Source organism: Lentzea sp. NBC_00516 (genome assembly GCF_036346835.1).
GTDB classification, from domain to species: Bacteria; Actinomycetota; Actinomycetes; order Mycobacteriales; family Pseudonocardiaceae; genus Lentzea; species Lentzea sokolovensis.
Map to the genome: position 1 here is coordinate 5,647,944 of NZ_CP107840.1, position 23,056 is coordinate 5,670,999.

Consider the following 23,056-nt stretch of genomic DNA (forward strand, 5'->3'; position numbering starts at 1 on the left):
GCCAGCATCCCGCGCATGATCGGACGTTGGCACGGCCTGGTGATCGACTGCCCTGATCCGCAGGGCCTCGCGGAGTTCTACGAGAAGCTGCTCGGGATGATCCGGGTGCAGGACGACGGCGCGTTCGTCGTCATCGGTGACGCCCCCGACCGGCCCGGTGTGGCGTTCGCGCGGGTCGAGGGCTGGCAACCGCCGAAGTGGCCGGCCGAGACCGCCCACATGCACTTCGACGTGCGCGTGGACGATCTCGCGTCGGCGGGCGAGAAGGTGCTGGTGCTGGGCGCGCGCAGGCTCGAAGGCGGTGGCGAGCGGTTCCACGTGTACGCGGATCCCGCCGGCCACCCCTTCTGCCTGGTGGGTTAGCGCAACCGGGCTCGCATGATGTGCGCGTCGAGCGGCAAGGCCTGCGTCTCGACCAGCTCGAAGCCGGCCTCGGCGAGCAACGCGCGGTAGTGCGACTCGGTGCGCTCGCGGCCGCCGGTGTTGCACAACATGTGGATGTCCCACGGGATCGCGAGCGAGTCCACCTCGCCGGCCTCGGGCAGCAGGCGCTCGATCACCAGCAGTTCGGCGTGTGCGGGCATGCTCCGCGCGCACGTGGCCAGGATGGTGCGGCACTGCTCGTCGTCCCAGTCGTGCAGCACGCGCGACAGCAGGTAGACGTCACCGGTGCCGGGGATGGAGCGGGTGAAGTCGCCGGGGACGAGGGTGACGCGGTCCGCGAGGTCGGCGAGACGGGGAACGGCTGCGGCGAGGGCGTTCGGGAGGTCGAGCAGAACGCCCCGCAGCGCCGGGTTGGCGTGCAGCACGCGGGACAGCAGCTCGCCGTTGCCGCCGGCCACGTCCACGACCGTGCCGGCGGTGGAGAAGTCGACGACCTTGGTGACGCCGGTGAACATCGCGTTGCTCGCGGCCATGGACCCGTGGAACAGCTCGGCCAGGTCCGGATCCGTTGCCATGTGGGCGAAGTGGTGGGCGCCGAACGCCTTCGCGTACGACTCCTCACCGCTGCGGACGGCCTCGGTGAGTTCGGCGAACGACCGGTAGAACGGGCCGCCGTACATCAGGGCGAGCGGGCGCATCGAGCCCGTCAGGTCCGACCGCAGCAGCTCGCCGAGGTCGGTGAGGCTGTGCCGCTCACCGGACATGTGGACGACACCGAGCGACGTGAGGTACCGCAGAAGCCTTGCCAGGCTTTGGAGTTCGGTGCCGGTGGCCGACGCCAGGCCGGGCAGGTCCGGGATCGTCACGAGGTGGTCGAGCAACCGGAGTTCGGCGGCGGTCGCGATGGCCTGCGTCGCCCACGCGCCGGTGAGCAGGCGCAGCAACTCGGTGCCGGCACAGGATTCGCGCTGGTGCGTGGCCTGCAGTTGCGGGAACCGGCCGGTGGAGATCAGTTCCAGGCGGCGGAACGCGGGGTCGGCGCAGTGCGCGTCGCGGAAGTAGAGGACCGAGTGGTTCTCGTAACCGTTGTACCCACCGCCGTCCGGGCGCATGACACCGGCGATCATCGTGCGCAGTCCGCGCAGCAGCACCGGGTCCGGCCGCCGCACGGCCAGCGCGACGTGGTTCTCGTGTTCGTGGCGGCGTTCGTCCTCCGCGATGTGCGCCAGTTCCGGCGGCGTCACCATCACGAAGATCTCCAGCTCGCACGGCCAGCCGTTGCGGTCGGAGACGGGTGCGCGCAGGATGCCGACCTTCAGGTCCGCGACGGGCACCGAATAGCGGGCGCTCAGCCGTTCGCGGACGACGACGCTCGGGGTCATCGTGCCGACCTCGATGCCGTGCCGCGCGAGCTCGTCCGCAAGCCCCGCAAGGGTTTCCGGGAAGATGAGCAACGCGGCGTGGTCGAGGGTGGCGTGCCGCGTGACGGCGTCGCGCTGGTCGGCGGGCAGCGACGGCACGGCGGCGGCGAGAGCCGAGTGCGTGTCGTGCGCGCCGATGAGGGCCATCGTGGCGGTCAGCCGGTCGAGGTCGGCCGCGGCGATGACGGGTGTGCTGGTCGAGATCATGGTGACGGTTCCTGTGGCTCAGATGCCGACGTAGTGCTCGGCGAAGAAGTTCTGGTGGGCGCGGCAGTCGCGCAGGCTGTGCAGCCGGGCGCGGCGTAGAGCACGGTGGAAGTCGTCGTCCTGGGTGTGGAGCAGATCGATCATCCAGCGCGAGAACTCCTGCGCCCGCCAGACGCGGGGCAGGCAGGTGCGCGAGTACGCGGCCAGCGGCCGTTCGTCGTCCTGGTGCAGGGCGGAGATCAGGGCGGAGGCCAGCACCTCGGCCTCCATGATCGCCAGATTGGCGCCCTTGGCGGCGGACGGGCTGATCAGGCCGGCCGCGTCACCGACGAGGAACAGCCTGTCGTGCTGGATCGGGTCGACGACCTCGGAGCGCAGCCGGACGATCCGGCGCTCGGTGATCGGGCCCTGTTCGAGCTGACCGAACTCGGCGGTGCGCATCCGGGTGCCCAGAGCGGCCCAGATCCGTTCGTCGGTCCAGGCCTCCTGGTCGTCGCCGGGAGGAACCTGGAGGTAGTACCGCGTCACCTCGGGGCTGCGCGCCATGTGGCCCGCGAAGCCGTCGTCGTGGATCGCGTAGGTGACCGCGGCCATGCTCTGCGGCGCCTCGGCGAGCACCGCGAGCCAGCTGACGCCGTGGTCCTGGGTGTGGCGCTGCCCTAAGTCCGCCGGGATGGCCTGCCGGGTGGCCCCGTTGCCTCCGTCGCATCCCGCGAGGAACTGCCCGGTGGCCACACCTTCGCCCTGCTCGTCGCGATAACGGATCGTCGCGGTGCCGGAATCGACACCGGTGACGGTGACACCGAAGCGGATCTCCCCGCCGCGGTCCAGGTACTCGGCGATCAGATCGGTGACGAGGTCCTGCTGCGGGTAGACGGTGTGCACCTCGCCCTGGCCGAGCGCGGCGTAGTCCAGCTCGAACTCCCCGTCCTCGCCCCGGAAAGCGCAGACGCCGTGCGATCGTCCTTTGTGGAGCATCCCGGCGCCGAGCCCGTGCCGGACGAGGATCCGGGCGCTGTTCGGTCCCAGGAAGCCCGCCCTGGCCCTCGTCCGCACCTGCTCGCGGCTCGCCCGCTCGACGATGAGCGTGCCGATCCCTTCCGCGCGCAACAAGTTGCCTAACACGAGCCCCGCCGGCCCCGCGCCCGCGATGAGCACGGTGGTGTGGTCGACCACGCCTTCTGGTCCTCTCTCCGGATCGGCCCGCGTCCGCGGCGGGCCCGATTGCGCAGCACTGGACCTCAGCGGCCAGGGCGGGGGCCAGCGGCTCGCCGAAGATCAAGATCATGATCACCTGATCGTGTCGGTGCGTGACCGACCCAAGCGGTTTGTAACGACTTCACCGGCCGTGCATGACTTCGTCGCCGCCATCCGGCATTCTGCGCAAATGGCACTCCGGCAGGCGAGCGACTTCGCCCACTTGGCGGCCGAGATCAAGCAGGCTGGCCTGCTCGCTCGGCGGCGTGGTTACTACTTCGCTCGAATCGGCGTGAACCTCGCCGTCTACGCGGCGGCATGGGTGGCGTTCGCGCTGCTGGGCGACTCGTGGTGGCAGCTCGCGGTGGCGGCCGTGCTGGCGGCGATGACCACGCAGCTCGCGTTCATCGGGCACGACGCGGGCCACAAGCAGATCTTCGCCACGAAGAAGTGGAACGAGATCACCGGCTACGTCCACAGCGGACTGGTCGGCGTCAGCTACGACTGGTGGGTCGGCAAGCACAACCGCCACCACGCCAACCCGAACCACGAGGACGAGGACCCGGACGTCGACATCACGGTGCTGGCGTTCACGCAGCGGCAGGGCGCGGACAAGCGCGGGGTGTTGCGGTGGATCGCCTCGCACCAGGCGGTGTTGTTCTTCCCGTTGCTGCTCCTCGAAGGCTTCGCGCTGCACTGGCACTCGATCCGGTACTCGGGCCGCGAGCGGTACGTGATGATCGCGAACGTCGTGGTGTACCTCGGGGTCGTGTTCTGGGTGCTCTCGCCCGTGTACGCCATCGCGTTCATCCTCGTGCACCAGGCGTTGTGGGGCCTCTACATGGGCTGTTCCTTCGCCCCCAACCACAAGGGCATGCCGGTGCTGTCGGCGGGCCACTCGCTCGACTTCCTGCGCAAGCAGGTGCTGACCTCGCGCAACATCCGGGGCGGCTGGTTCACGGACATCCTGCTCGGCGGCCTGAACTACCAGATCGAGCACCACCTGTTCCCGAGCATGCCCCGGCCGGCGCTCAAGCACGCGCAGGTGATCGTCCACAACTTCTGCGAGCAGCGCGGCATTTCCTACGCGCAGTGCGGTCTGTTCCGCTCGTACGGCTACGTGCTGGAGCACCTCCACGAGGTCGCGGCACCGTTGCGGGCGAAGGTCGCGGCCTGACGGTTGTCCGAAAGTGGACAAAGGCTGACCAAAAGGCTCGCCTGACCCGCACGGCGCTGGTTTCCTCGGTTCTATACCGAACTGGGGGAAGTTCATATGCGCAAGAAGCTATTTGGCGTGCTCACGGCAGGTGTGGCACTCACTCTGGTCGCTGCCGGACAGTCGGTGGCAGAGCCCGCGCCGCAGCTCAGTCAGCCCGACCCGATGCTGGCGTTCCTGCCGGCGGAGGCGCAGGTCGACTGGGCCGCGGTGCACCGCAACCGCGAGTCCCGCAAGCAGTCGCGCGTGGCCGCGAAGAGCGCGGGCCAGCCGTTGACGTACGGCGAGAAGGAGACCGGCCAGGGCGCGAACGACGCGCCCGCCCAGGCCGAGCACGTGGCGGGGTTCGGGACCGGCAAGGGCAAGAACCCGAAGCTCTCGATCACCGGTGACCTCGCGGGTGACCCCACGATGCCCGTCGTCACTCCGTTCGCCGAGATCAACGACGCCATCCCGCTCGCGAGCGACACCGGCGTTCCGGCGCGCGGCAGGGCTCTGAAGACCAGCGGCACGATCGGCGACGGCCCGTACGGCAGCGGCGGTGACGGCTCCGGTGACCACGACTTCTACAAGCTCACCGGTGGCGCCGAGTTCAAGTTCGTCGTCGTCGAGACGGACACCCCGTCCGGCGACCTGGACACGCACCTCGCCGCGTACGACGCCGCCGGGCAGGTCCTGGTGCAGCAGGACAACCTCGCGGGTACCACCGACAGCAGGATCCAGGTCCCCGTCGGCGCCGGTCAGGACGTGTACGTCATGGTCGCCGCGGCCGGACCGGGCGCGATCCCGTCCGACCCGATGACGCCGGGCACCGGCAAGCGCGCGGGCACCGAGGGTGCCTACGACCTGACCATCTCGTCCGGTGACGGCCCGGCGGACAGGGACTTCTTCTCCGTCGACCTCAAGGCCGGCGACGTGCTCGGCGCGTCGGCGAAGGGCAAGGCGACCAGGGTCGTCATCAACGACCCCGCCGGACGTGAGGTCTTCGGCTCGTCGCAGGACTTCAGCTTCCTGTACGCCGAGAACTCCCCGATGCCCGCCGGCGGCAACGCCGTCGCGGACTTCGTGGCGCCCAAGGACGGCCGCTACACGGTCGGCGTCGAGAACGGCGACGGCCGCTACGACGTCACGGTCGAGGCCTACCGTCCTGGCTCCGAGCTCAACCCGCGGCCCGACGTGCTGACGCTCTTCCTCGACTTCGACGGCGCGCGGGTCAACACCCGGATCTTCGGCACCGACCCGACGGCCGGCAACAAGGACCTCTCGCCGCTCAAGAAGTTCCTGCCCGGCTGGGGTCTCACCGCCGCCGACGAGAACGCCGTGATCGACGGCGTGGTCGCGACCGTGCGCGAGAACATCGAGAAGGACCTGGCCGCGAAGGGCACGAACAAGCGGTTCGCCGTGCGGATCCTGAACAGCCGCGACCACGCCGACCCGTGGGGGCAGCCCAACGTCAGCCGCGTGGTCGTCGGTGGCTCGATCGCCGAGTCCGGCATCCAGACCGTCGGCATCGCGCAGTCGATCGACGCGGGCAACTTCGGCAAGGAGGAGACCTCGCTGGTGCTGCTCGACATCCTCAGCGCACCCGCCGCGCAGTCGCGCACCTCGCTGAACGGGTACATCACCCCGGCCAGCGACAAGATCGCGTTCATCGGCAGGGCGATCGGCAACATCACCGCGCACGAGGCCGGTCACATGTCGGGCAGCTGGCACCAGGACCAGTTCAACGCGCTCGACGCCATCATGGACCAGGGCGGCAACCCGAAGGGCATGTTCGGCGTGGGCCCGGACGCCGTCGGTGGCACCGCCGACGACATCGACGTCGACTTCCACGAGGACGTCCTCAACCCCAACGAGGGCTTCACCGGGATCGAGGACTCCCTCAACCGCACCGCGTGGGCGTACGTCCGCGGCAACAACTGACGGTCCGATTCCCGCCAGAATCCCGGCGGTGATTCCAGCAGGCTGATCGGCATGGGATCACTTGCAGGAAAAGCGGCTCTCGTCACCGGCGGGAGCCGCGGCATCGGAGCCGCGGTCGCCGAGAAGCTCACCGCTCTCGGCGCCCGCGTCGCCGTCACGTACCAGAACACCAAGCCGGACAACGGTTTCGCCATCCAGGCGGACAGCGCCGATCCGGACGCCGTGGTGGCGGCGGTCGACGAGACCGCCGTCCACTTCGGACGGTTCGACATCCTCGTGAACAACGCGGCCGTCTTCCAGGTAGGACCGCTGGAGGAGCTCGGCCGTGACGAGTTCGACCACACGATGGCCGTGAACGTGCGCGCACCGTTTCTCGCGGCGCGTGCGGCGGTACGGCACATGCGTGAAGGCGGGCGAATCATCAGCATCGGCAGCAACGTCGCGGTGTACGCGCCGTTCCCCGGCTTCGCCCTGTACTCCGCCAGCAAGACCGCGCTGATCGGGATGACGAAGGGACTCGCTCGCGAGCTGGGACCATTGGGCATCACGGCGAACGTGGTCAACCCCGGCCCCACGGACACCGACATGAACCCGGCCGACGGGCCGATGTCGGACACGATTCGCGGGCTGACCGCGTTGGGACGCTACGGAAAGCCGGCGGAGATCGCCGAGTTGGTGGCGGCTCTGGCTGGAGACGCCGGTGCGTACGTCACCGGTGCCAGCATCAACGCCGACGGTGGCTTCACCGTCTGACGGGTACTACGCCCAGGTGACCGGCAGGGCGTGCACGCCGTAGATGTTCATGTCGGTCCTGAGCTTCACTTCCCCAGCCGGAACAGCGAGTTCCAGCGACGGGAAGCGGCGCAGCAGTCCCTCGAACCCGGCCCGCATCTCGATCCGGGCGAGCTGCTGACCGAGGCACTGGTGGACGCCGTGCCCGAACGAGAGGTGACCACGGGCGTTGCGGTGCACGTCGAGCGTGCCGGCGTGCTCGTAGCGCTCCGGGTCGTGGTTTCCCGCCAGCAGGGACAGGATGACCGACGAGCCCTTGGGGATCGTCTCCCCGAAGAACTCGATGTCCTCGGCGGCGTACCGGAAGAAGATGTCGGCGACCGCGAGGTAACGCAGCAGTTCCTCGACGGCGTCGGGGATCAGCGCCGGGTCCGACCGCAGCGCTTCCAGCTGCTCCGGGTGCTCCAGCAGCGCGAAAGTGCCCAGAGACAACATGTTCGCGGTCGTCTCGTGACCCGCGAGCAGCAGCAGGAACGCCATTCCGCAGAGTTCCTCGATGCTGAGGTCCTCGTCGCGGGCCAGATCGGACAGCAGGTCGTCACCCGGTTCCGCGCGCTTGCTGATGACCAGTTCGGCCAGGTACGTGTTCATCGCCATGTAGGCGGCCATCTTGTCTTCGAGGTTCACCTCCCGTTCCATGAACTTCGACGAGTTCGTCTGGAACGTGTCGCGGTCCGCGTAGGGAACGCCGAGGATCTCGCAGATCACCAGTGACGGCACCGGAAGTGCGAACTCCTTGACGAGGTCGACCGGCGGGGTGAGCTTCGCCAGCTCGTCCAGCTGCCGTTCGGTGATCTCGATGATGCCCTCTTCCAGGGCCTTCATCCGCTTGACCGTGAACGCTCCGGTGAGCTTGCGGCGCAACCGGGTGTGGTCCGGCGGGTCCATGCTGATGAACAGTCCCGGCGTCTGCGGGGACGGCTCGGTCTGCTCGGGCATGCCCGGCGTCGGGAACGGCACGTGGATGATGCCGAGGTCCTGCCGGTTGCTGAACCTGGTGTCCGCCAGCGCCTGCCGGACGGCCTCGTAGCCGGTGATGAGCCAGCCCTCGTGACCGTCGGGGAAGAGCATCGGGCTGACCGGGCGGGTCTCGCGTACCAGGGAGATCTTGCCGGGCGGGACGAACGGCGTGACGTCGCGTTCCATGGGAAGGCCTTGCAACATGATCGGTGATCTCCTTCAGCGGGTGGATTCGCGGTTGAAGAGCTTCTTGGACCAGAGGTAGCCGCCGAACCCGATGACAGCGCACCAGGTGAAGGCGATGTAGCCGCTGTTGCCGATCGGTGTGCCCATCAGCAAACCACGCAGGGCGTCGATGAACGGGGTGAACGGCTGGTACTCGGCGAACCAGCGCAGCACGGTCGGCATCGAGTCGGTGGGCACGAAACCGTTGCCGAAGAACGGAAGCAGGATCAGCGGCAGGCCGACGTTGCTCGACGACTCGACGGACTTGCTGGCGAGGCCCAGCGCGGCGGACAGCCAGATCATCGCGAACGACATGGCGATCAGCAGGCCGGCCAGCGCGAGCCAGCCGAGAGCGCTCGCCTGCGGACGGAACCCGATCGCGACCGCGACGCCGAAGACGAACGTCATGGCCAGAACCGTCTGCACGAGGCTGCCGACCACGTGTCCCGTCAGCACGGACACCCTGGCGATCTTCATCGTGCGGAAGCGGTCCACGATGCCCTCGGTCATGTCCATCGCGATCGAGATGCTCGTGCCCTGCACCGCGGCGGTGATCGACATCAGGATGATCGTCGGCGTGACGTAGTTGAGGTACTCGCCCCGCCCGCCGCCCGGTCCGCCGAGCCCGGCGCCCAGCGTGCCACCGAAGACGTAGACGAACAGCAGCAGGAACACGACCGGCATGATCAGGAGCTGGAAGGTCAGCGACGGGTAGCGGATCATCCGCGTGAGGTTGCGGCGCACCATCGTCGCCGAGTCGGCCAGGACGTAACTCATTACTGGGCCACCGTTTCGGGCTTGCCTGTGAGGGCGAGGAAGACGTCGTCGAGGTCGGGCGTGTGAGTGCTGAGCGAGTCGACCAGCACCGAGTTCTCGTCCAGGCGGTCCAGCAACGCCTTGAGCGAGCGGACGCTGCCGTCGCTGGGCACGCGCAGGGCGAGCGACTCACCGTCACGGGAGGCGTCGCGCACGATCCGCGTCGCGGCCTCGAGGTGCCGGAGATCGGTGAACTGCAACAGGACGTGGCCACCGGGGATGCGGCGCTTGAGCTCGTCCGCGGTGCCCTCGGCGACGATCTTCCCGTGGTCCAGCACCGCGATCCGGTCGGCGAGCTCGTCGGCCTCCTCCAGGTACTGGGTCGTCAGGAAGATCGTGACGCCGCTCGCCACCAGTTCCCGCACGATCTGCCACATCGTGCGGCGGCTGCGCGGGTCGAGGCCCGTGGTCGGCTCGTCCAGGAAGATCACCTGCGGCGACCCGACCAGCGTCATCGCGAGGTCGAGCCGGCGCCGCATGCCGCCGGAGTAGGTGGCCGCGGACTTGTCGGCCGCGTCCACCAGGTCGAACTGCTCCAGCAACTCCTCGGCCCTGCGCTTGCCGTCGGCCTTGCCGAGGTGGTGCAGGTCGGCCATGAGCTTCAGGTTCTCGCGGCCGGTCATCAGGTTGTCGACGGCGGAGAACTGGCCGGTGACACCGATCGCGCCGCGGACGGCGTCCGGGTCGCTCGCCACGTCGTGACCGGCGACGGACGCGCTGCCGCCGTGGGCGCCGATCAACGTGGAGAGGATCTTGACAGTGGTGGTCTTGCCGGCGCCGTTCGCGCCGAGCAACGAGAAGACGGTGCCGCGCTGGACGTTCAGGTCGACGCCCTTCAGCACTTCGTTGTCACCGTAGGACCGGCGCAGGCCGGTCGCCGTGATCGCGTTCATGGAGTTCACCTCAGCTGCGGCGGACGGCGATGTCGCCGAAGGACGTGTGGGCGGTGACCTTGACGGTCTGCGAGGAGTTGCCGGGGCCGTCGCTCCCGTCGAGCGTGTTGGTGACGCGGCCGAACGAGGTCTTGGCGTCGATCCACGCGGCCGTGCCCTGGGCGATCCCGATCTCGATTCCGCCCATCGCGGTGTTCAGCGTGACGGTGTCGCTGACGACCTCGGCGACCTCGATGGACCCCATCGCGGTCCGGGCCTCCACCAGGGCCGACGCGCGTTCGACGTTGATGTCGCCGTTGGCCGAACGGGCCCTCAGCTCGCCCTCGACCGTGCCGACGTCGATGTGGCCGTTGGAGTTCTTGACGACCAGCGCGCCGTGGACCTTGCCCACGCGGATGTGGCCGCTACCGGTCTTGACCTCGGCGTTGCCGGTGACGGCACCGATCTTGACCTGGCCGGCACCGGTGTCGGCCCTCAGCGGGCCGGTGCGGTCGAGGTGGATGTTGCCCGCGGACATGTCGACCTCGGTCGCGCCGAGCACCCCGGAGGTGCGGACGCTGCCCGCCGTCACGTCGAGGTCCGCTTTGGACCCGGCCGGCAGCTCGAGCACGATGTCGACCGACCGGGTCTTCTTGGAGAAGTCGAACGTCCGCTTCGGCCCGCGCACCATCAGCGTGCCGTCGGCGAAGTCGACCCTGGTCTTCTGCGCGGCCTCGATGTCCGACGAGTCGCGTGAGTCGGAGGGCCGCACGTCGACCGCGGTGGTCGTGCGGTCGGTCGCGACGATCTGGACGTGGCCCGCGTAGATGTCGAGCAGTACGGAAATCGGTTCCGGCGTGTCGTAAGAAGGCATGGCTGTCCCCTCAGAAGGTGTCGGTGGAACATCCCCGCAGGTCGGGGCGATGTGGTGCCGGGCTGGTGCTAGCGGACCCAGCCGACGAAACGCTGCGAGCCGGTGATGCTGTTCTCGATCGCTTCGGCGACGGTGTCGCGCTTCGGGTTCAGCTGCGCGGACGCGGCGCGCACGAGCCAGGCGTTGGCCGAGCGGCCCTCCTTGGCCGCGGCCTCGTCGATCGCGGCCTTGAGCGGTTCGGGCAGCCGGACGTTGATGCGCACGGTGGTGCCGTCGTCGAAGCCGGCCGCCACGTCCTCGGCGGGCGCCGCGGCGACGGGCTCCTGCGCGACGGCGGCGGGCTGTTCCGGCGTCCGGCGTGTCACGACGAACTTCGGGTCACGGCCCCGCAGCAGCACCTGCACCGAGTCCGGTGCCAGGTCCGCGGTGATCTCGTCGGCGGCAGCGGACAGCGCCTCCAGCAGCGCCAGCCGGATCGCCGACTCCATCGTCACGGTCAACCGCTCGACCAGCGCGCTCGCTTCGTCGCCGCCGGTTTCGACGGCGGTCAGCAGCTCGCGGCCGAGGGAAGCCACATAGGGGGTCAGATCCATGGCATCACTATGGCACACGGTGGTGCCACCAGCAAGCAATTCTGGCTCAGTTTGGCATCATCGTGGCTCAGCGCAGGTCAGAGGCCTGATCGAGGTAGGTCACAGTCTCCGCGAGCGGCGCCCGGCCCGTCCGTGGCTCCACCACGGCGGTGTCCGCGTACCCGATCGACATGCCGCAGAAGAGCACGAGCCCCTCCGGCGGAGCCACGACCTCGGCAACCGACGCGGTGAACTTCGCCCACGCCATCTGCGGACAGCTGTGCAGTCCTTCCGCGCGGAGCAGCAGCATCACGGTCTGCAGGTACATACCGACGTCGGACCACTGCGGCGAGCCCATGTCCCCGTCGATGTAGCAGAACAGGGCGGCGGGAGCGCCGAAGCAGTCCCAGTTCGCCGAGGCCGCACGCTGCCGTGCCTCCAGGTCTCCACGGGCGATGCCGAGCGCGCCGTAACGCTGCGCCCCGAAGGCCGCACGGCGTTCGCAGTACGGCGACTTCAGCGAGGGCGGGTACTGCTGGTACTCCGGCTCGTCCCACGGATCGCCGATGGCGAGGCGTTCCCCAGCACGCTTCTTGAGCTCCGCCAACGGTTGCCCGGTCACGACGTAGACGTGCCACGGCTGGATGTTCGACGCCGACGGCGCCCAGGCCGCCGCCTCCAACACCCGTTCCAGCACCTCTCGCGACACCGGCTGGTCGGCGAACGCGCGCACTGCCCTCCTGCTCGTGACGGCTTCGTAGACATCCATCACAGGTCCCCTCACTTGACGTGGTCGTGTGGTTACACCTGAAATAGTATCGTTCGATACGATATTGAGCGATACGAAGTAGGAGAGGACACATGGCCACGCTGCTGCACATCGACTCGTCCGTGTTCCCCAGCGACGCGTCCCACTCGCGTTCCGTCGCGGCGGTCTTCCGCCGGACCTGGGAGGAACAGCACCCGGACGGCGAGGTGATCTACCGGGACGTCGCCGCCGAACCCGTCCCGCACATCACCGCCGAGGGCCACCGGGACCCCGGGGCCACCGGCAGGCTCGTGCTGATCGAGGAACTGGAGCGCGCGGACGCCGTGCTGATCGGCGCCCCGATGTACAACTACGGCATCCCGTCGACGCTGAAAGCGTGGCTGGACAACGTGATCCTGCCCGGCCGCACGTCCGGCGAGAGTCCGTCGTGCCAGGGCAAGCCGGTCACGGTCGTCGCCAGCCGGGGTGGTTCCTACGAGCCGGGCACGCCACGCGAGGGGTTCGAGTTCGTGCGGAACTACCTGCGGGCCGTGCTCGCCGGCAGCCTCGGGCTGGACGTCGGTTTCATCGTCCCGGAACTGACGATGGCACCCCGCAACCCCGCCATGTCCGCGCTGGTCCCGCAGTACGAGGCGTCCCGCGAACGCGCGTTGGAGGAGGCGGTCGTACTGGCGAAGAGGCTCTAGGCGTCGGAGTGGGCGAGCTTGGTCAGCAGCGCTTCCAGCTGATCACGCTCGCCGGGTTCGAGCACGGACCCCAGCCGGTCGGACAACGGTCGCGCGGCCACGTGGATCTCGTCGAAGAGCGCGAGCCCGGCCGGGGTGATCTCCACCGCGCGCGCCCGCCGATCGCCCGGCACGGCCTTGCGCACGGCCAGTCCCTTGCGCTCCAGGTCGTCCACGACGCGCATGATCCCGGCCTTGTCGGTGCCCGTGGCCGGCGCCAGATCGCGCTGCATCACGGGACCGTTGTTGACCAGTTCCACCAACACGGCGAAGTGCCGAAGCTCGATGCCGAGGGGCCGCAACGACTCCCCCATGACCGCCGCCGCCCGCCAGTGCGCCCGGCGCAGCAACAGCCCCAGCGCGAACGGCGACGCGTCTCCTGGACGGTCGGTCGCGCGCACGGGCTCGGTGGTCATGCCCGGCATGCTACCCATGCAGAACGTCGGCGAACGCCGTCAGCGTCGGCGTGCCCTTCTGCCGGTCCAGCACCGCGAAGACGACGTGGTCGAAGAAGCGGTTGTCCCGCAACGCGAGTGCGAAGATCCGGGCGACGGTCGCGGGGTCGTTGCCGAAGACACCGCAACCCCAGGCGCCCAGCACAAGCCGGCGGTGCCCGTGCGACGCGGCAACGTGCAGCACGCGGATGGTGCGGCGCAGCAACGCGAGCGGGACGCCGTCGACCCGGTCGGGCTGGTTCCGCAGGATCGCCGTGAGGTTGGGTGCCGCGGCGGTGAGGAACGAGACCTCGTACGGCTCCGGCAGCAGGTTTCCGTCGTCGTCGCGGAACACCGGCACGCGCGGCGAGTAGATCACGCGGTCGCTGTAGGTGAGGTCGTCGTGCGCGCGGTGGTGGTCGTAGAAGTCACCGGCGGCGCGCAGGCACGGGTAGAGCGCCGACGCACGGGCGATGCTCTCCTCCTGCGCCTCCCGGCCGTTCAGGAAACCTCCGCCGGGCTTGCGGGCCGAGGCGAAGACGAGACCGGCGACGTCACCGCCGAGCCGGCGCGCAGCGTCCAAAGTGGACTCGTTGGTGACGTCGATCCGCACGCCAGATGTCTCCGAGGGCAGCGGCAGCACCTCGTCGGGCAGGTGGAGCCGGGTTCCCGCGACGGCGGGAGCGACGGAGACGGAGACCTCGCCCTCGCCGGCGGAGTAGGAGCCGCGCTCCGAGATGGCGACGGTGTCGTGGGCGATCGCTCGCAACCTGCTGCTCATGATGCCCACGAGTCTGACCGCCTTCACCTGACACGCCAAGCGGTTATGTCCGGGCGTAGACCTCGGCCACCGCGCCGAACGCGGCCTTGGGCTCCCAGGTGCCGTCCTCGTAGACCTTCACGATGCCGGGACCGGCCATGTCCAGGTCGCGACTCGGGTCGTCCGGCCGGTGCACGTAGTTGTTGAGCGCGAACATGTAGACGAACGCGCCGTCGACCCCCTCGGCCTCGAAGGTCTCCAGCACCTCGCGCAGGTACGTGGCCTGCTCGGCCTCGTCGCGGACGTAGCCGTCCTTCACCCGCACCGGCAGCCCGGCCTCGTCGTGCTCGATGATCTCCATGCTGCGCGGCGCCACGGCCCCCGAACCGTGCCAGGCCGCCGTGCCGAAACCCGTGATGGCGACGGGCTTCCCTTGCGCCACCACGTTCCTGATGCTCTCGGCGTACACGTCGGCGACCTCGGCGGAGCGGATCAGCTCGAACGACTTGATGTCGAACAGGTCCCAGTCGGGGTTCTCGAACGGGATGCAGGCGTAGGTGACCTTGCCCTGGAAGTGTTCTCGCACCACCGCGACGGCCTGGGCGAGGAACTCGTTGAGCCTCGCCCCCGCCTCCCGCATCCGCTCCGCGCGGCCGTCGGCCTCGCCCAGCAGCCGGGTCAGACGGTGCACGAGGTCGTCGCCGGGGAGGAAGCCGGCGTTCATGATGCTGAGCTCGACGCCCGTCACGAACACCACCTCGGCGCCGGCCCGGATCCGCTCGGCCCGTCGCGCGCAGTCGGTGAACAGGTCCAGGATCTCGGCGGGCGTCAGTTCCAGCGGGTAGGGCGAGAACCAGATCTCCAGCCCCAGCTCGGCGGCGATCTCCGCGGCCCGCTCGAGCCGTTCCGGATCACCTCCGACCAGGTGGACGGCGTTGCAGTGCAGGTCGTCCCTGATGACGGTCAGGTCCCGCCTGACCGCGTCCAGGTCGAACTTCTCCAGCGAGATCTCTCCGTGGCGCACGAAACCGGTGTCGTACGCGATGCCTTTGGCGCGCATGCCACCGAGACTAGAAGACAAAAGTGCGTGTACGCAAGTTTGCGCAATCGCAGTTATGACGGCCAGACGAGGAGCACCGGACAGGGCGCGTGGTCGACGACGAACCGGGTCGCCGGGCCGAGGCTGCGCGGGCCGACATGGCTCACGTCGCCGTCGCGGCAGAGGATCAGCAGCGACGCTTCCCGAGCAGCCGCAACGACTTCGTGCTCGACCCGGCCGACGCGCGCTTCCTTGACGCACGGCTGCCCCAGGCGTTCCGCGGCCGCGTCGAGGATCTGCGCGGCATGGCCGGCGGCGAGGTCGTCCAGGCGGCTGCCGGGATCGCGGGCGGGCTGACCCCGGCCGAACAACCCCGCGAACGCACCATGGGCCGCGCCGGGCACGTCGTGATCGCTGACGTGCAGCAACAGGAAGTCGCCCGAGTACGCGCGAGCCGCGTCGACGCAGTCCTGCCAGGTGTCGCCGGCGATCCACACGACCACCGTCATGGTCATCCTCCGATCACGTGCAGGGACGCCCACAGTGCCACGACGGCGCCGATCAGGGTGGCAGGCACGGCGAGCAGGCCGAGCTTCGTGAACTCCGGCAGGTTCACCTCGGTGTCGTGGTCGTGCACGATCCGCCGCCACAGCAACGTGGCCAGCGACCCGGCGTAGGTGAGGTTCGGGCCGAGGTTCACACCCAGCAGCACCGCCAGCACCACTCCCGGCCCCATCGGCGCCACCAGCGGCAACAGCACGAGCACCGCCGGCAGGTTGTTGATCACGTTGGCGAGCACGGCGGCGACCGCGGCCACCCCGAGCAACGCCCACAGGCTGGTGCCGCCGGGGATCGCGAGCCGCAGGACGTCGTCCAGCCCGTTGTCGACCACCGCTCGCACCACGATGCCCAGGCCGAGCACGAACGCCAGGAACGCCAGCGACACCGCCCGCACCACCTTGACCACGGTCGTGCGCCTCTTCGCGAGCGCCCGCACCGCCATGACGAGCGCGCCCGCGCAGGCCGCCCACGCCGGGTCGATCCCGGTGGCCGACGCGACGACGAACCCGACCAGCGTGCACCCGACGGTGGCCAGCGCGAACACCGGCAACTCCTGCGGGTCCTGCACCACCGGCGCGTGCGCGGGCGCGTCGAGATCGGTGCGGAAGAACCGCCGGAACACCACGTACTCGGCAATGATCGCCACGATCCACGGCAACGCCATCAGTGCCGCGAACCGCGTGAAGCTCAGCCCGCTCGACGCGAACGCCAGCAGGTTCGTCAGGTTCGACACCGGCAGCAGCAGCGAGGCGCTGTTGGACAGGTGCGTGCACGCGTAGACGTGCGGCTTCGGCCGAACACCCAGCTGTGCGGCCGTCGCGAACACGACCGGCGTGAGAAGCACGACTGTCGCATCCAGACTCAGCACCGCCGTCGTCACCGATGCCGTGACGAACACACCGCCCAGCAACGTCTTCGGCTTGCCGCCGGACGCCCGCGCCATCCAGGTGCCGCACGCCTGGAACAGTCCCTCGTCGTCGCAGAGCTGCGCGAGCACGAGGATCGCGGCCAGGAACCCGATCACGGGCCCCAGCCGCTCCGCCTCGTCCACCACGTGGTCGAACGGCAACGCCCCGGCGAGCACGACGAGCACCGCCGCGGGCACCGCCACGGCCGCCTCCGGCCAGCCCCACGGTCGGACGACCGCGCACACGAGCACAGCGACCAGCAGCAACACCGACAGCGCCAGCACGGGATCCTCCTGCGCCGGCGGGCCCCGGCTCTACCTCATCTTGGCCGCCGCCGACTTTATGGCCTGCCGGATGCGGAAGTAGGTGCCACACCGGCAGACGTTCGCGATCCGGTCGATGTCCTCGTCCGAAATCTCCTTCTTCGTCCGGAGCAACGCCGCCGCGGCCATGATCTGGCCGGGCTGGCAGTAGCCGCACTGCGCGACGTCCTGCTCCAGCCACGCCTCCTGGACCGGGTGCAGGTCGTCACCGGAGGCCAGTCCCTCGATCGTGGTCACCGACTGCCCTGCGCACTCGGCCACCGGCGTCACGCACGGCTGGATCTCCGCGCCGTTGAGGTGGGACGTGCAGGCGCGGCAGACGCCGATGCCACAGCCGAACTTCGGGCCGCGCACGCCGAGCTTGTCGCGCAGCACCCAGAGCAGAGCCATGTCGGCGGGAGCGTCGACGGTGACCGGCTTCCCGTTGACGATCATGGTGTAAGTAGGCACAGGGGACGCTCCTTCAGCGCGGGAACGGCTCGAAGTCGACCGGGAAGATGATCGGGAAGCTGCGCGGCACCACGCCGGTCGCCCGCGCGTAGGCGTTGGCGATCGCGCCGACCGCGGCCGGCACGCCCAGTTCGCCCGCGCCGCCCGGTTCCCCGGTCGCCGGCATCACGAAGATCCGCACGTCCTTCGGGGCGTCCTTCTGCCGTGCGTAGTGGAACTGCGAGTACGAACCCTCCAGCGGCAGGCCCTTGTCGATGTGCAGACCGGCGCGCAACGTGGTGGAGATGGCGTCGGTCAGGCCGCCGAGGATCTGCGCCTCCAGGCCGCGCGGGTTGATCGGGCGGCCGACGTCGACCGCGATCACCGCCTTGACCACGCGCGGGTTCTGCGGATCGCGGGCGTCGATCTCGACCAGGCACGCGGTGCAGGACTTGTACTCGTCGTGGAAACCGACGCCCTGCGCGAAACCCTTCGGCATCGCGCGGCCCCAGTCGCCTTCCGCGACGACCTTGTCGAGCACGGCACGCTGGCGCGCGGTCTTGAGGTACTCGCGGCGGAACGCGACGGGGTCCTTGCCCATCTTCTTCGCGAGCTGGTCGACCAGGATCTCTTCCGCGCCACGGGTGTTCGCGGAGTAGACCGACCGCCACGAGCCGGTGTGCATGCGCAGCGGCACCTCGTTGAGCAGCGAGGTCACCACGCCGAAGTTGTACGGCACCTTGCAGGTCGTGAGGAACACCGTCTGCGCGAACGACAGGTTGCCCGCGACCGGCAGCGACGCGGCGGTGGCGGTGAGGATCTCGCCGAGGCCGTGCCGGAAGTCGGTCTCCACCGAGGCGACGCGGTGCTCGAACGTCAGCACGTTGCCCAGCGCGAACGTCGCCCGCAGCTTGTGGTGGCTGGCGGCACGAGCGCGGCCGTGCCGCATGTCGTCCTTGCGGTCCCACATGAGCTTCACCGGACGCCGCAACGCCTTCGAGATCTGCGCGGCCTCCATCGCGGCGTCGAAGAACAGCCTGCGCCCGAACGAGCCGCCGCCCTGCATCACGTGGACGGTGACCGCGGACTCGGGCAGCCCGATGGCCGCCGCGATGGTCTGGCGCGCCACGATCGGCGACTTCAGCCCCGCCCAGATCTCCGCACGGTCGTCACGAACGTCCGCGATCGCCGAGTTCGTCTCCATCGGCGCGTGGCTGACGAACGCGAAGTCGAACTCCATGTCGACGTGCTGGGTCAGCAGCGGTGGCACGATGAACGGCAGCGCGGCCGCCTGCAGCTTCGCCCGGATCTCCTTGTCCGACAACGCGTCGATCGTGCCGGCGTTCCAGGTGACCTTCAGCGCGTCCCGGGCGGCCATCGCCTGGCCGAACGTCTCGGCGACCACCGCGACCCCCGTCGGCACGACCCCGATCGCGAGCACACCGGGCATCGCCTTGGCCACCGTGGAGTCGACCGACTTCACCGAGCCGTTGATCGTCGGCGGCCTGCGCACGACCGTCGGCATGGCGCCCGGCACGTCCTGGTCGAGCGTGTACCTGAACTGCCCGGTGACCATCGCGCGGGCGTCGATGCGCGACTGCGGCGTGCCGATGATCCGGTGCTCTGAGGCCGGTTTCGGTTGTGCAGCAAAGACTCCGGTCAACTGCGCCGCGGCCGAGGTCAGCAGCCCGTAGACGATGGGGTGCCCGTCCGGAAGGATCACCGCACCATCTTTTGTGGACAGTCGGTCGACCGCGACACCGTGCTGCTTCGACGCCGCCGCGAGCAGCCTGGCCCGCGCGGCGGCCGCCGCCTGACGGACCGGGCCGTACACCGACCGCATCGTGTTCGAGCCGCCGGTGAGCTGGTTCATCAGCAGCTCGGGCCGCGCGTCGGCGAGCGTGACGCGGACCTGGGCCAGCGGCAGATCGAGTTCCTCCGCGACGAGCATCGCGCACGCCGTGGTGATGCCCTGGCCGACCTCGGCGCGGGGCAGTTCGAGTGTGACGACGCCGTCCTCGCCGACGCTGAGCACGGCGAGCGCGCCCGCGGTCGGAGTACCGGCCAGAATCAGAACGTCGCCGAGATCCAGGATCTCGGCCGGTTGCGGCAGCGTCGGGATGACGGCCTCGGCCGTGCCGGGAACGGCGACGGTGAGCACCGGCGCCGCGACCAGGAACGTGAGGAACTGCCGCCGGCGCACGGGGACCCGGGCTTCGGGGACCGGGACTTCGTTGTCACAGGTCATGTACTCGTCAACGACGTCTGCCGGACCGGGGTACGCCTGTCAGCCGAACGTGTGGGGGCTGGCCGGAGGATTACCGTAACTGCGTCTTCACCGGGGACGATCTGCCGTACATGAGACGATTAGCAGTACTGCTGCTGGCACTTGTCCTGGTCTCTCCCACTCCGGCCCTCGCGGCGGACAGCCCGATGGCGATGATCTTCTCGCCCACCGAGGGGGCCTCCGTCCCGCTGAACGAGCCACTTCTCGTGATCGGCGGCGCCGTCAACGGCGAGGCGGGCGGCATCACCGAGGTCGACTTCTCCACCGACAACGGCACCAACTGGACTCCCGTCGACGCGCACGGCGAGCGGTGGTCGGTCCTGCTCTTCCCGTCCGTTCCCGGCCCGGTGACGATCCTGGCCCGCGCCCACACCGCGTCGACGACCGGCCCGGTCACCGTGTCGCGCACCATTCACGTCGGCGGCACGACGGTCCCCGCGCTCCCCCACGAGACCTCGCTGATCCTGCACGACACGCACAACCCGGCGGTCAACGATCCCGACGAACAGGCCGTCGAACTCGGCCTGCGCACCCAGGTCGACCGTCCGGGCTCGATCACGGCCGTGATCATCAAGCGCGGCGACTACACCGGCCCGGTGACCGCGCGGATCTGGTCCGACGGCACGCTGCTGGCCGAACAGGAGGCCCCCGGCGCCGCCTACGGCCAGCGGATCACCTTCAGCACACCGGTTCCCGTGGTGGCGGGCACCGAGTACGTCGTCTCGTACGTCACGCCGTCAGGTGGTTACAAGGCGACGGAGAACTACTTCGTCGGCAACCTCGTCCAGACGCCGTTCAAGATCCCGGTGAACGCCGGTGTGTACAGCTACGACGGCGGATTCCCGACGGACAGCTGGTACGCCAGCAACTACGGGATCGAGCCGGTCTTCAGGCCGTAGCCACCCGGCGCTTCAGCACGGTCTCGGTGCCGCCGGTCGCGTCGAGCAACCTGATCAACGCTCGTTTCACCGCGTCACCGCCGTGCACGTCCAGCTCACTGCGGAGCCGGCGGCTGTCCTCGACCAGCCGCCGGCCTCGGCCAGTGAGCCCCGCGCGCTTGATTCGGCTGTCGGTGCGGTCCGGCACACGCGTGACGTAGCCGAGGCGTTCCAGCTCCAGCAGTTGCTTCGAGGCGGCCTGCTGGGTGACGCCGAGCAGCTCACCCAGTTCGGACACCGTCGGCGCGCCTTCGATCAGGTGCTGGATCACGTAGCCGTGCGACACCCGGACGCCCTCGTGCCCGATCTCGTGCAGCCGCTTGAGAATCGCGTCGTTCGCGGAACTGCCCGCCAGGTAGGCGAGGGTCGCGAGGTCGATGTCCATCAGGTCCACACCGGACATGGTGACATTGACAACCACGGTTGTACAACTATGGTTGTGGACATGAACCCTGTTGCCGCTGCCACCTCACTGCACCGCGCACTCGAAGCCGGGGAGTCCGGTTCCGCGCTGCGCCACCACTTCACCGCCGACGCGGTGACCGTCGAACGTCCGAACCTGATCAAGCCGAACGGCGCGCGGACGCCGTTGGCCGAGATGCTCGCGAACTCGGAGAAGGGCGTCGGTCTGCTGGCGAGCCAGAAGTACGACGTGCACTCGGCGTTGGTCTCCGGAGACACCGCGATCCTGCGCCTGACCTGGACCGGTGTGCTGCGGGACGGCAAACGGCTCGTCGCGCACATCGCACAGTTCGTGGACACGCGCGACGGGCTGATCAGCGCTGTCGAGACATTCGACTGCTACGAGCCATTCTGAGCTCCTCCCCCTGCCACCGCTGGCGCAGCAACCGGTCGTGCGATGCCACGACGACCGCGCCGGGATAGTTCTCCAGCGCGGCTTCCAGCTCCTCCACCAGCGCGAGCGACAGGTGGTTGGTCGGCTCGTCCAGCAACAACACGTCGGAGTGCCGGTTGAGCAACCGGGCGAGCGCGAGCCGCCGCCGTTGCCCGACCGACAACGCGCCGACTGGCGTGCCGAAGTCCTCTCTGCGCAGCAGACCCAGCGCTTCGAGCTCGTCCGCGCTCCCGCCGAACGCTTTCAGGACCGTATGCTTCGGTTCACGCACAACGGTTTCCTGCGGCAGATACCCGATGACGCCGTTGCGGACGACCGTGCCGTGAGCAGGTTCGAGAGCACCCGCCAGCACGTCGAGCAACGTCGACTTGCCGGCGCCGTTCGGTCCGGTCACCAGCAACCGCTGCCCGGCCTCGACTGTCAGCTCCCCGAACTCGAGAACGGTGCCCTCGCGCACCGCCGCAGTGAGCGGAGCGTTGAGACGCAACGGTTCCGGCGGTTTCGGCACCGGTTCGGCGCGCAGCCGCTCCAGCCGTTCGGACGCGCTGCGCACCCGCGTCCTGATCGACGCCTGCACACGGCGGCCGTCGCCGTTGTACTTGCACTTGTTGTGGTCCCGGATCGGTCGTGCCGGCGCGACGCGGTGTGCCGTCGTGCCGCGCCACTCGCTCCAGTGGCCGATCTCGCCGATCCACTCCGCGTAGGCCTGCTCCCACCGCTGCCGCGCCGCCCTCTTCCCGGCGACGTAGCCCGCGTAACCGTTGCCGTAGCGGGTGATCGTCCTGTTCTCGACCTCGACGATCGCGGTGGTCACCCGTTCCAGCAGCAGCCGGTCGTGCGTGACCACGACCAGCGTTCCCTTGTGCTGCTTGAGTTTGCTCTCCAGCCAGGCGAGTGCCTGGTCGTCGAGGTGGTTGGTGGGTTCGTCGAGCAGCAGCAGTTCCGGTTCGGCCGACAACACGCCCGCGAGCGCCAGTCTGGCCCGCTCCCCGCCGGACAACGTGCCGAGCCTGCGCTCGCGGCCGACATCGCCAAGGCCCAGTGCGGACATGGCGGCCTCGACCCGTGCGTCGGCCGAGTAGCCGTCGCGCAGTTCGAACGCCGTGAGCAGATCGCCGAGCTCGTCGAGTTCTTCCCGCACAGCAGCCGCCGCGATCTGTTGCTCCAGCAGGCGAATCTCCACGAGAGCGGCATCGATCGCGTCGCCGGCGGTCGCGTCCTCCGGCAGGTCGAGCACCTGCCCGAGATAGCCGATGCCCTGCGCCACCACGGTGATCTCACCGTCGTCCGGCACGTCCTGCCCGGCGATCAACCGCAGCAGCGTCGACTTGCCGGAGCCGTTCTCGCCGACCACACCGAGCTTCTCGCCCGGCCGGACCGTCAGGGAGATGTCGTCGAGCACGCGCTTGTACGCGTAGTTCCTGGTGATTTTCTTGATCGTCAACTGAGCTGACACGGTGACCCCCACCGCCGAAGGAATTCGGACACGGATGCGCTGGAAGCGGGGTCAGTAGATCACCTAACCGATGTTGCCATACACCGTACGAGGCCGCAACCACATACATCCG

At 69.1% G+C, this 23,056-nt stretch carries 24 protein-coding genes; 7 read left to right on the plus strand and 17 right to left on the minus strand.

Going from position 1 to position 23,056, the window contains the following annotated elements:
• The first annotated feature begins 15 nt into the window (after nucleotides 1-15).
• A complete protein-coding gene (locus OG205_RS25030) occupies nucleotides 16-363 on the plus strand; it encodes a VOC family protein (RefSeq protein ID WP_330270516.1) in 348 nt (115 codons plus the stop codon).
• On the opposite strand, the gene OG205_RS25035 is transcribed toward OG205_RS25030, so the two are convergent.
• The gene (locus OG205_RS25035; RefSeq protein WP_330270517.1) at nucleotides 360-2,012 is read right to left on the minus strand and encodes a methyltransferase; all 1,653 of its coding nucleotides are present in this window, start codon (nucleotides 2,010-2,012) and stop codon (nucleotides 360-362) included. The genes OG205_RS25030 and OG205_RS25035 overlap by 4 nt on opposite strands.
• An 18-nt stretch (nucleotides 2,013-2,030) precedes the next feature.
• Nucleotides 2,031-3,188 (minus strand): 4-hydroxybenzoate 3-monooxygenase, encoded by a 1,158-nt coding sequence (locus OG205_RS25040; protein WP_330270518.1) that lies wholly within the window; start codon nucleotides 3,186-3,188, stop codon nucleotides 2,031-2,033.
• Nucleotides 3,189-3,399: 211 nt separating this feature from the next.
• Here OG205_RS25040 and OG205_RS25045 point away from each other — a divergent pair, with 211 nt between their 5' ends.
• From OG205_RS25045 to OG205_RS25055, 3 genes are all read left to right on the plus strand, one after another.
• Entirely contained in the window at nucleotides 3,400-4,386 is a 987-nt protein-coding gene (locus OG205_RS25045) for a fatty acid desaturase family protein (RefSeq protein ID WP_330270519.1), read from the plus strand.
• Between the two features lie 96 nt (nucleotides 4,387-4,482).
• The gene (locus OG205_RS25050; protein WP_330270520.1) at nucleotides 4,483-6,348 is read left to right on the plus strand and encodes a hypothetical protein; all 1,866 of its coding nucleotides are present in this window, start codon (nucleotides 4,483-4,485) and stop codon (nucleotides 6,346-6,348) included.
• A 51-nt stretch (nucleotides 6,349-6,399) separates the two neighbouring features.
• Nucleotides 6,400-7,101, plus strand: coding sequence for an SDR family NAD(P)-dependent oxidoreductase (locus OG205_RS25055; RefSeq protein ID WP_330270521.1), 702 nt, complete (start codon nucleotides 6,400-6,402; stop codon nucleotides 7,099-7,101).
• 6 nt (nucleotides 7,102-7,107) lie between these two features.
• On the opposite strand, the gene OG205_RS25060 is transcribed toward OG205_RS25055, so the two are convergent.
• From OG205_RS25060 to OG205_RS25085, 6 genes are all read right to left on the minus strand, one after another.
• On the minus strand, nucleotides 7,108-8,304 hold the full coding sequence (locus tag OG205_RS25060; RefSeq protein ID WP_330270522.1) for a cytochrome P450: 1,197 nt from the start codon (nucleotides 8,302-8,304) through the stop codon (nucleotides 7,108-7,110).
• Nucleotides 8,305-8,319: 15 nt separating this feature from the next.
• On the minus strand, nucleotides 8,320-9,102 hold the full coding sequence (locus OG205_RS25065; protein WP_330270523.1) for an ABC transporter permease: 783 nt from the start codon (nucleotides 9,100-9,102) through the stop codon (nucleotides 8,320-8,322).
• Nucleotides 9,102-10,034, minus strand: coding sequence for an ATP-binding cassette domain-containing protein (locus OG205_RS25070; RefSeq protein WP_330270524.1), 933 nt, complete (start codon nucleotides 10,032-10,034; stop codon nucleotides 9,102-9,104). The genes OG205_RS25065 and OG205_RS25070 overlap by 1 nt, the downstream gene beginning before the upstream one ends.
• Nucleotides 10,035-10,044: 10 nt before the next feature.
• Entirely contained in the window at nucleotides 10,045-10,887 is an 843-nt protein-coding gene (locus OG205_RS25075; RefSeq protein ID WP_330270525.1) for a DUF4097 family beta strand repeat-containing protein, read from the minus strand.
• 68 nt (nucleotides 10,888-10,955) lie between these two features.
• Entirely contained in the window at nucleotides 10,956-11,480 is a 525-nt protein-coding gene (locus OG205_RS25080; RefSeq protein ID WP_330270526.1) for a ribbon-helix-helix protein, CopG family, read from the minus strand.
• Between the two features lie 67 nt (nucleotides 11,481-11,547).
• Nucleotides 11,548-12,228, minus strand: coding sequence for a nitroreductase (locus OG205_RS25085; RefSeq protein WP_330270527.1), 681 nt, complete (start codon nucleotides 12,226-12,228; stop codon nucleotides 11,548-11,550).
• Between the two features lie 92 nt (nucleotides 12,229-12,320).
• Here OG205_RS25085 and OG205_RS25090 point away from each other — a divergent pair, with 92 nt between their 5' ends.
• Nucleotides 12,321-12,914 (plus strand): FMN-dependent NADH-azoreductase, encoded by a 594-nt coding sequence (locus tag OG205_RS25090; protein WP_330270528.1) that lies wholly within the window; start codon nucleotides 12,321-12,323, stop codon nucleotides 12,912-12,914.
• On the opposite strand, the gene OG205_RS25095 is transcribed toward OG205_RS25090, so the two are convergent.
• The 7 genes from OG205_RS25095 to OG205_RS25125 are packed head-to-tail and all read right to left on the minus strand — an operon-like array spanning nucleotide 12,911 to nucleotide 19,655.
• Nucleotides 12,911-13,369, minus strand: a complete 459-nt coding sequence (locus OG205_RS25095) for a MarR family winged helix-turn-helix transcriptional regulator (RefSeq protein WP_330270529.1) — start codon at nucleotides 13,367-13,369, stop codon at nucleotides 12,911-12,913. The genes OG205_RS25090 and OG205_RS25095 overlap by 4 nt on opposite strands.
• 10 nt (nucleotides 13,370-13,379) lie before the next feature.
• Complete coding sequence (locus OG205_RS25100) at nucleotides 13,380-14,168, minus strand: TIGR02452 family protein (protein WP_330270530.1); 789 nt, start codon at nucleotides 14,166-14,168, stop codon at nucleotides 13,380-13,382.
• 43 nt (nucleotides 14,169-14,211) lie between these two features.
• The gene (locus tag OG205_RS25105; RefSeq protein ID WP_330270531.1) at nucleotides 14,212-15,207 is read right to left on the minus strand and encodes a hypothetical protein; all 996 of its coding nucleotides are present in this window, start codon (nucleotides 15,205-15,207) and stop codon (nucleotides 14,212-14,214) included.
• A gap of 53 nt (nucleotides 15,208-15,260) precedes the next feature.
• Nucleotides 15,261-15,695, minus strand: a complete 435-nt coding sequence (locus OG205_RS25110) for a universal stress protein (RefSeq protein WP_330270532.1) — start codon at nucleotides 15,693-15,695, stop codon at nucleotides 15,261-15,263.
• A gap of 2 nt (nucleotides 15,696-15,697) precedes the next feature.
• Complete coding sequence (locus tag OG205_RS25115) at nucleotides 15,698-16,939, minus strand: SLC13 family permease (protein WP_330270533.1); 1,242 nt, start codon at nucleotides 16,937-16,939, stop codon at nucleotides 15,698-15,700.
• A gap of 30 nt (nucleotides 16,940-16,969) precedes the next feature.
• On the minus strand, nucleotides 16,970-17,428 hold the full coding sequence (locus OG205_RS25120) for a (2Fe-2S)-binding protein (protein ID WP_319978166.1): 459 nt from the start codon (nucleotides 17,426-17,428) through the stop codon (nucleotides 16,970-16,972).
• 13 nt (nucleotides 17,429-17,441) lie between these two features.
• Entirely contained in the window at nucleotides 17,442-19,655 is a 2,214-nt protein-coding gene (locus tag OG205_RS25125) for a xanthine dehydrogenase family protein molybdopterin-binding subunit (RefSeq protein ID WP_330270534.1), read from the minus strand.
• A 110-nt stretch (nucleotides 19,656-19,765) separates the two neighbouring features.
• Here OG205_RS25125 and OG205_RS25130 point away from each other — a divergent pair, with 110 nt between their 5' ends.
• Nucleotides 19,766-20,593, plus strand: coding sequence for a DUF4082 domain-containing protein (locus tag OG205_RS25130; RefSeq protein ID WP_330270535.1), 828 nt, complete (start codon nucleotides 19,766-19,768; stop codon nucleotides 20,591-20,593).
• On the opposite strand, the gene OG205_RS25135 is transcribed toward OG205_RS25130, so the two are convergent.
• Nucleotides 20,583-21,035: a MarR family winged helix-turn-helix transcriptional regulator gene (locus OG205_RS25135; RefSeq protein ID WP_330270536.1), complete on the minus strand. Its 453-nt coding sequence runs from the start codon at nucleotides 21,033-21,035 to the stop codon at nucleotides 20,583-20,585. The genes OG205_RS25130 and OG205_RS25135 overlap by 11 nt on opposite strands.
• Before the next feature lie 42 nt (nucleotides 21,036-21,077).
• On the opposite strand from OG205_RS25135, the gene OG205_RS25140 reads away from it, so the two are divergent.
• Nucleotides 21,078-21,449, plus strand: coding sequence for a nuclear transport factor 2 family protein (locus OG205_RS25140; RefSeq protein WP_330270537.1), 372 nt, complete (start codon nucleotides 21,078-21,080; stop codon nucleotides 21,447-21,449).
• Here OG205_RS25140 and OG205_RS25145 read toward each other — a convergent pair.
• On the minus strand, nucleotides 21,409-22,944 hold the full coding sequence (locus OG205_RS25145) for an ABC-F family ATP-binding cassette domain-containing protein (protein ID WP_442916585.1): 1,536 nt from the start codon (nucleotides 22,942-22,944) through the stop codon (nucleotides 21,409-21,411). The genes OG205_RS25140 and OG205_RS25145 overlap by 41 nt on opposite strands.
• Nucleotides 22,945-23,056: the final 112 nt, after the last annotated feature.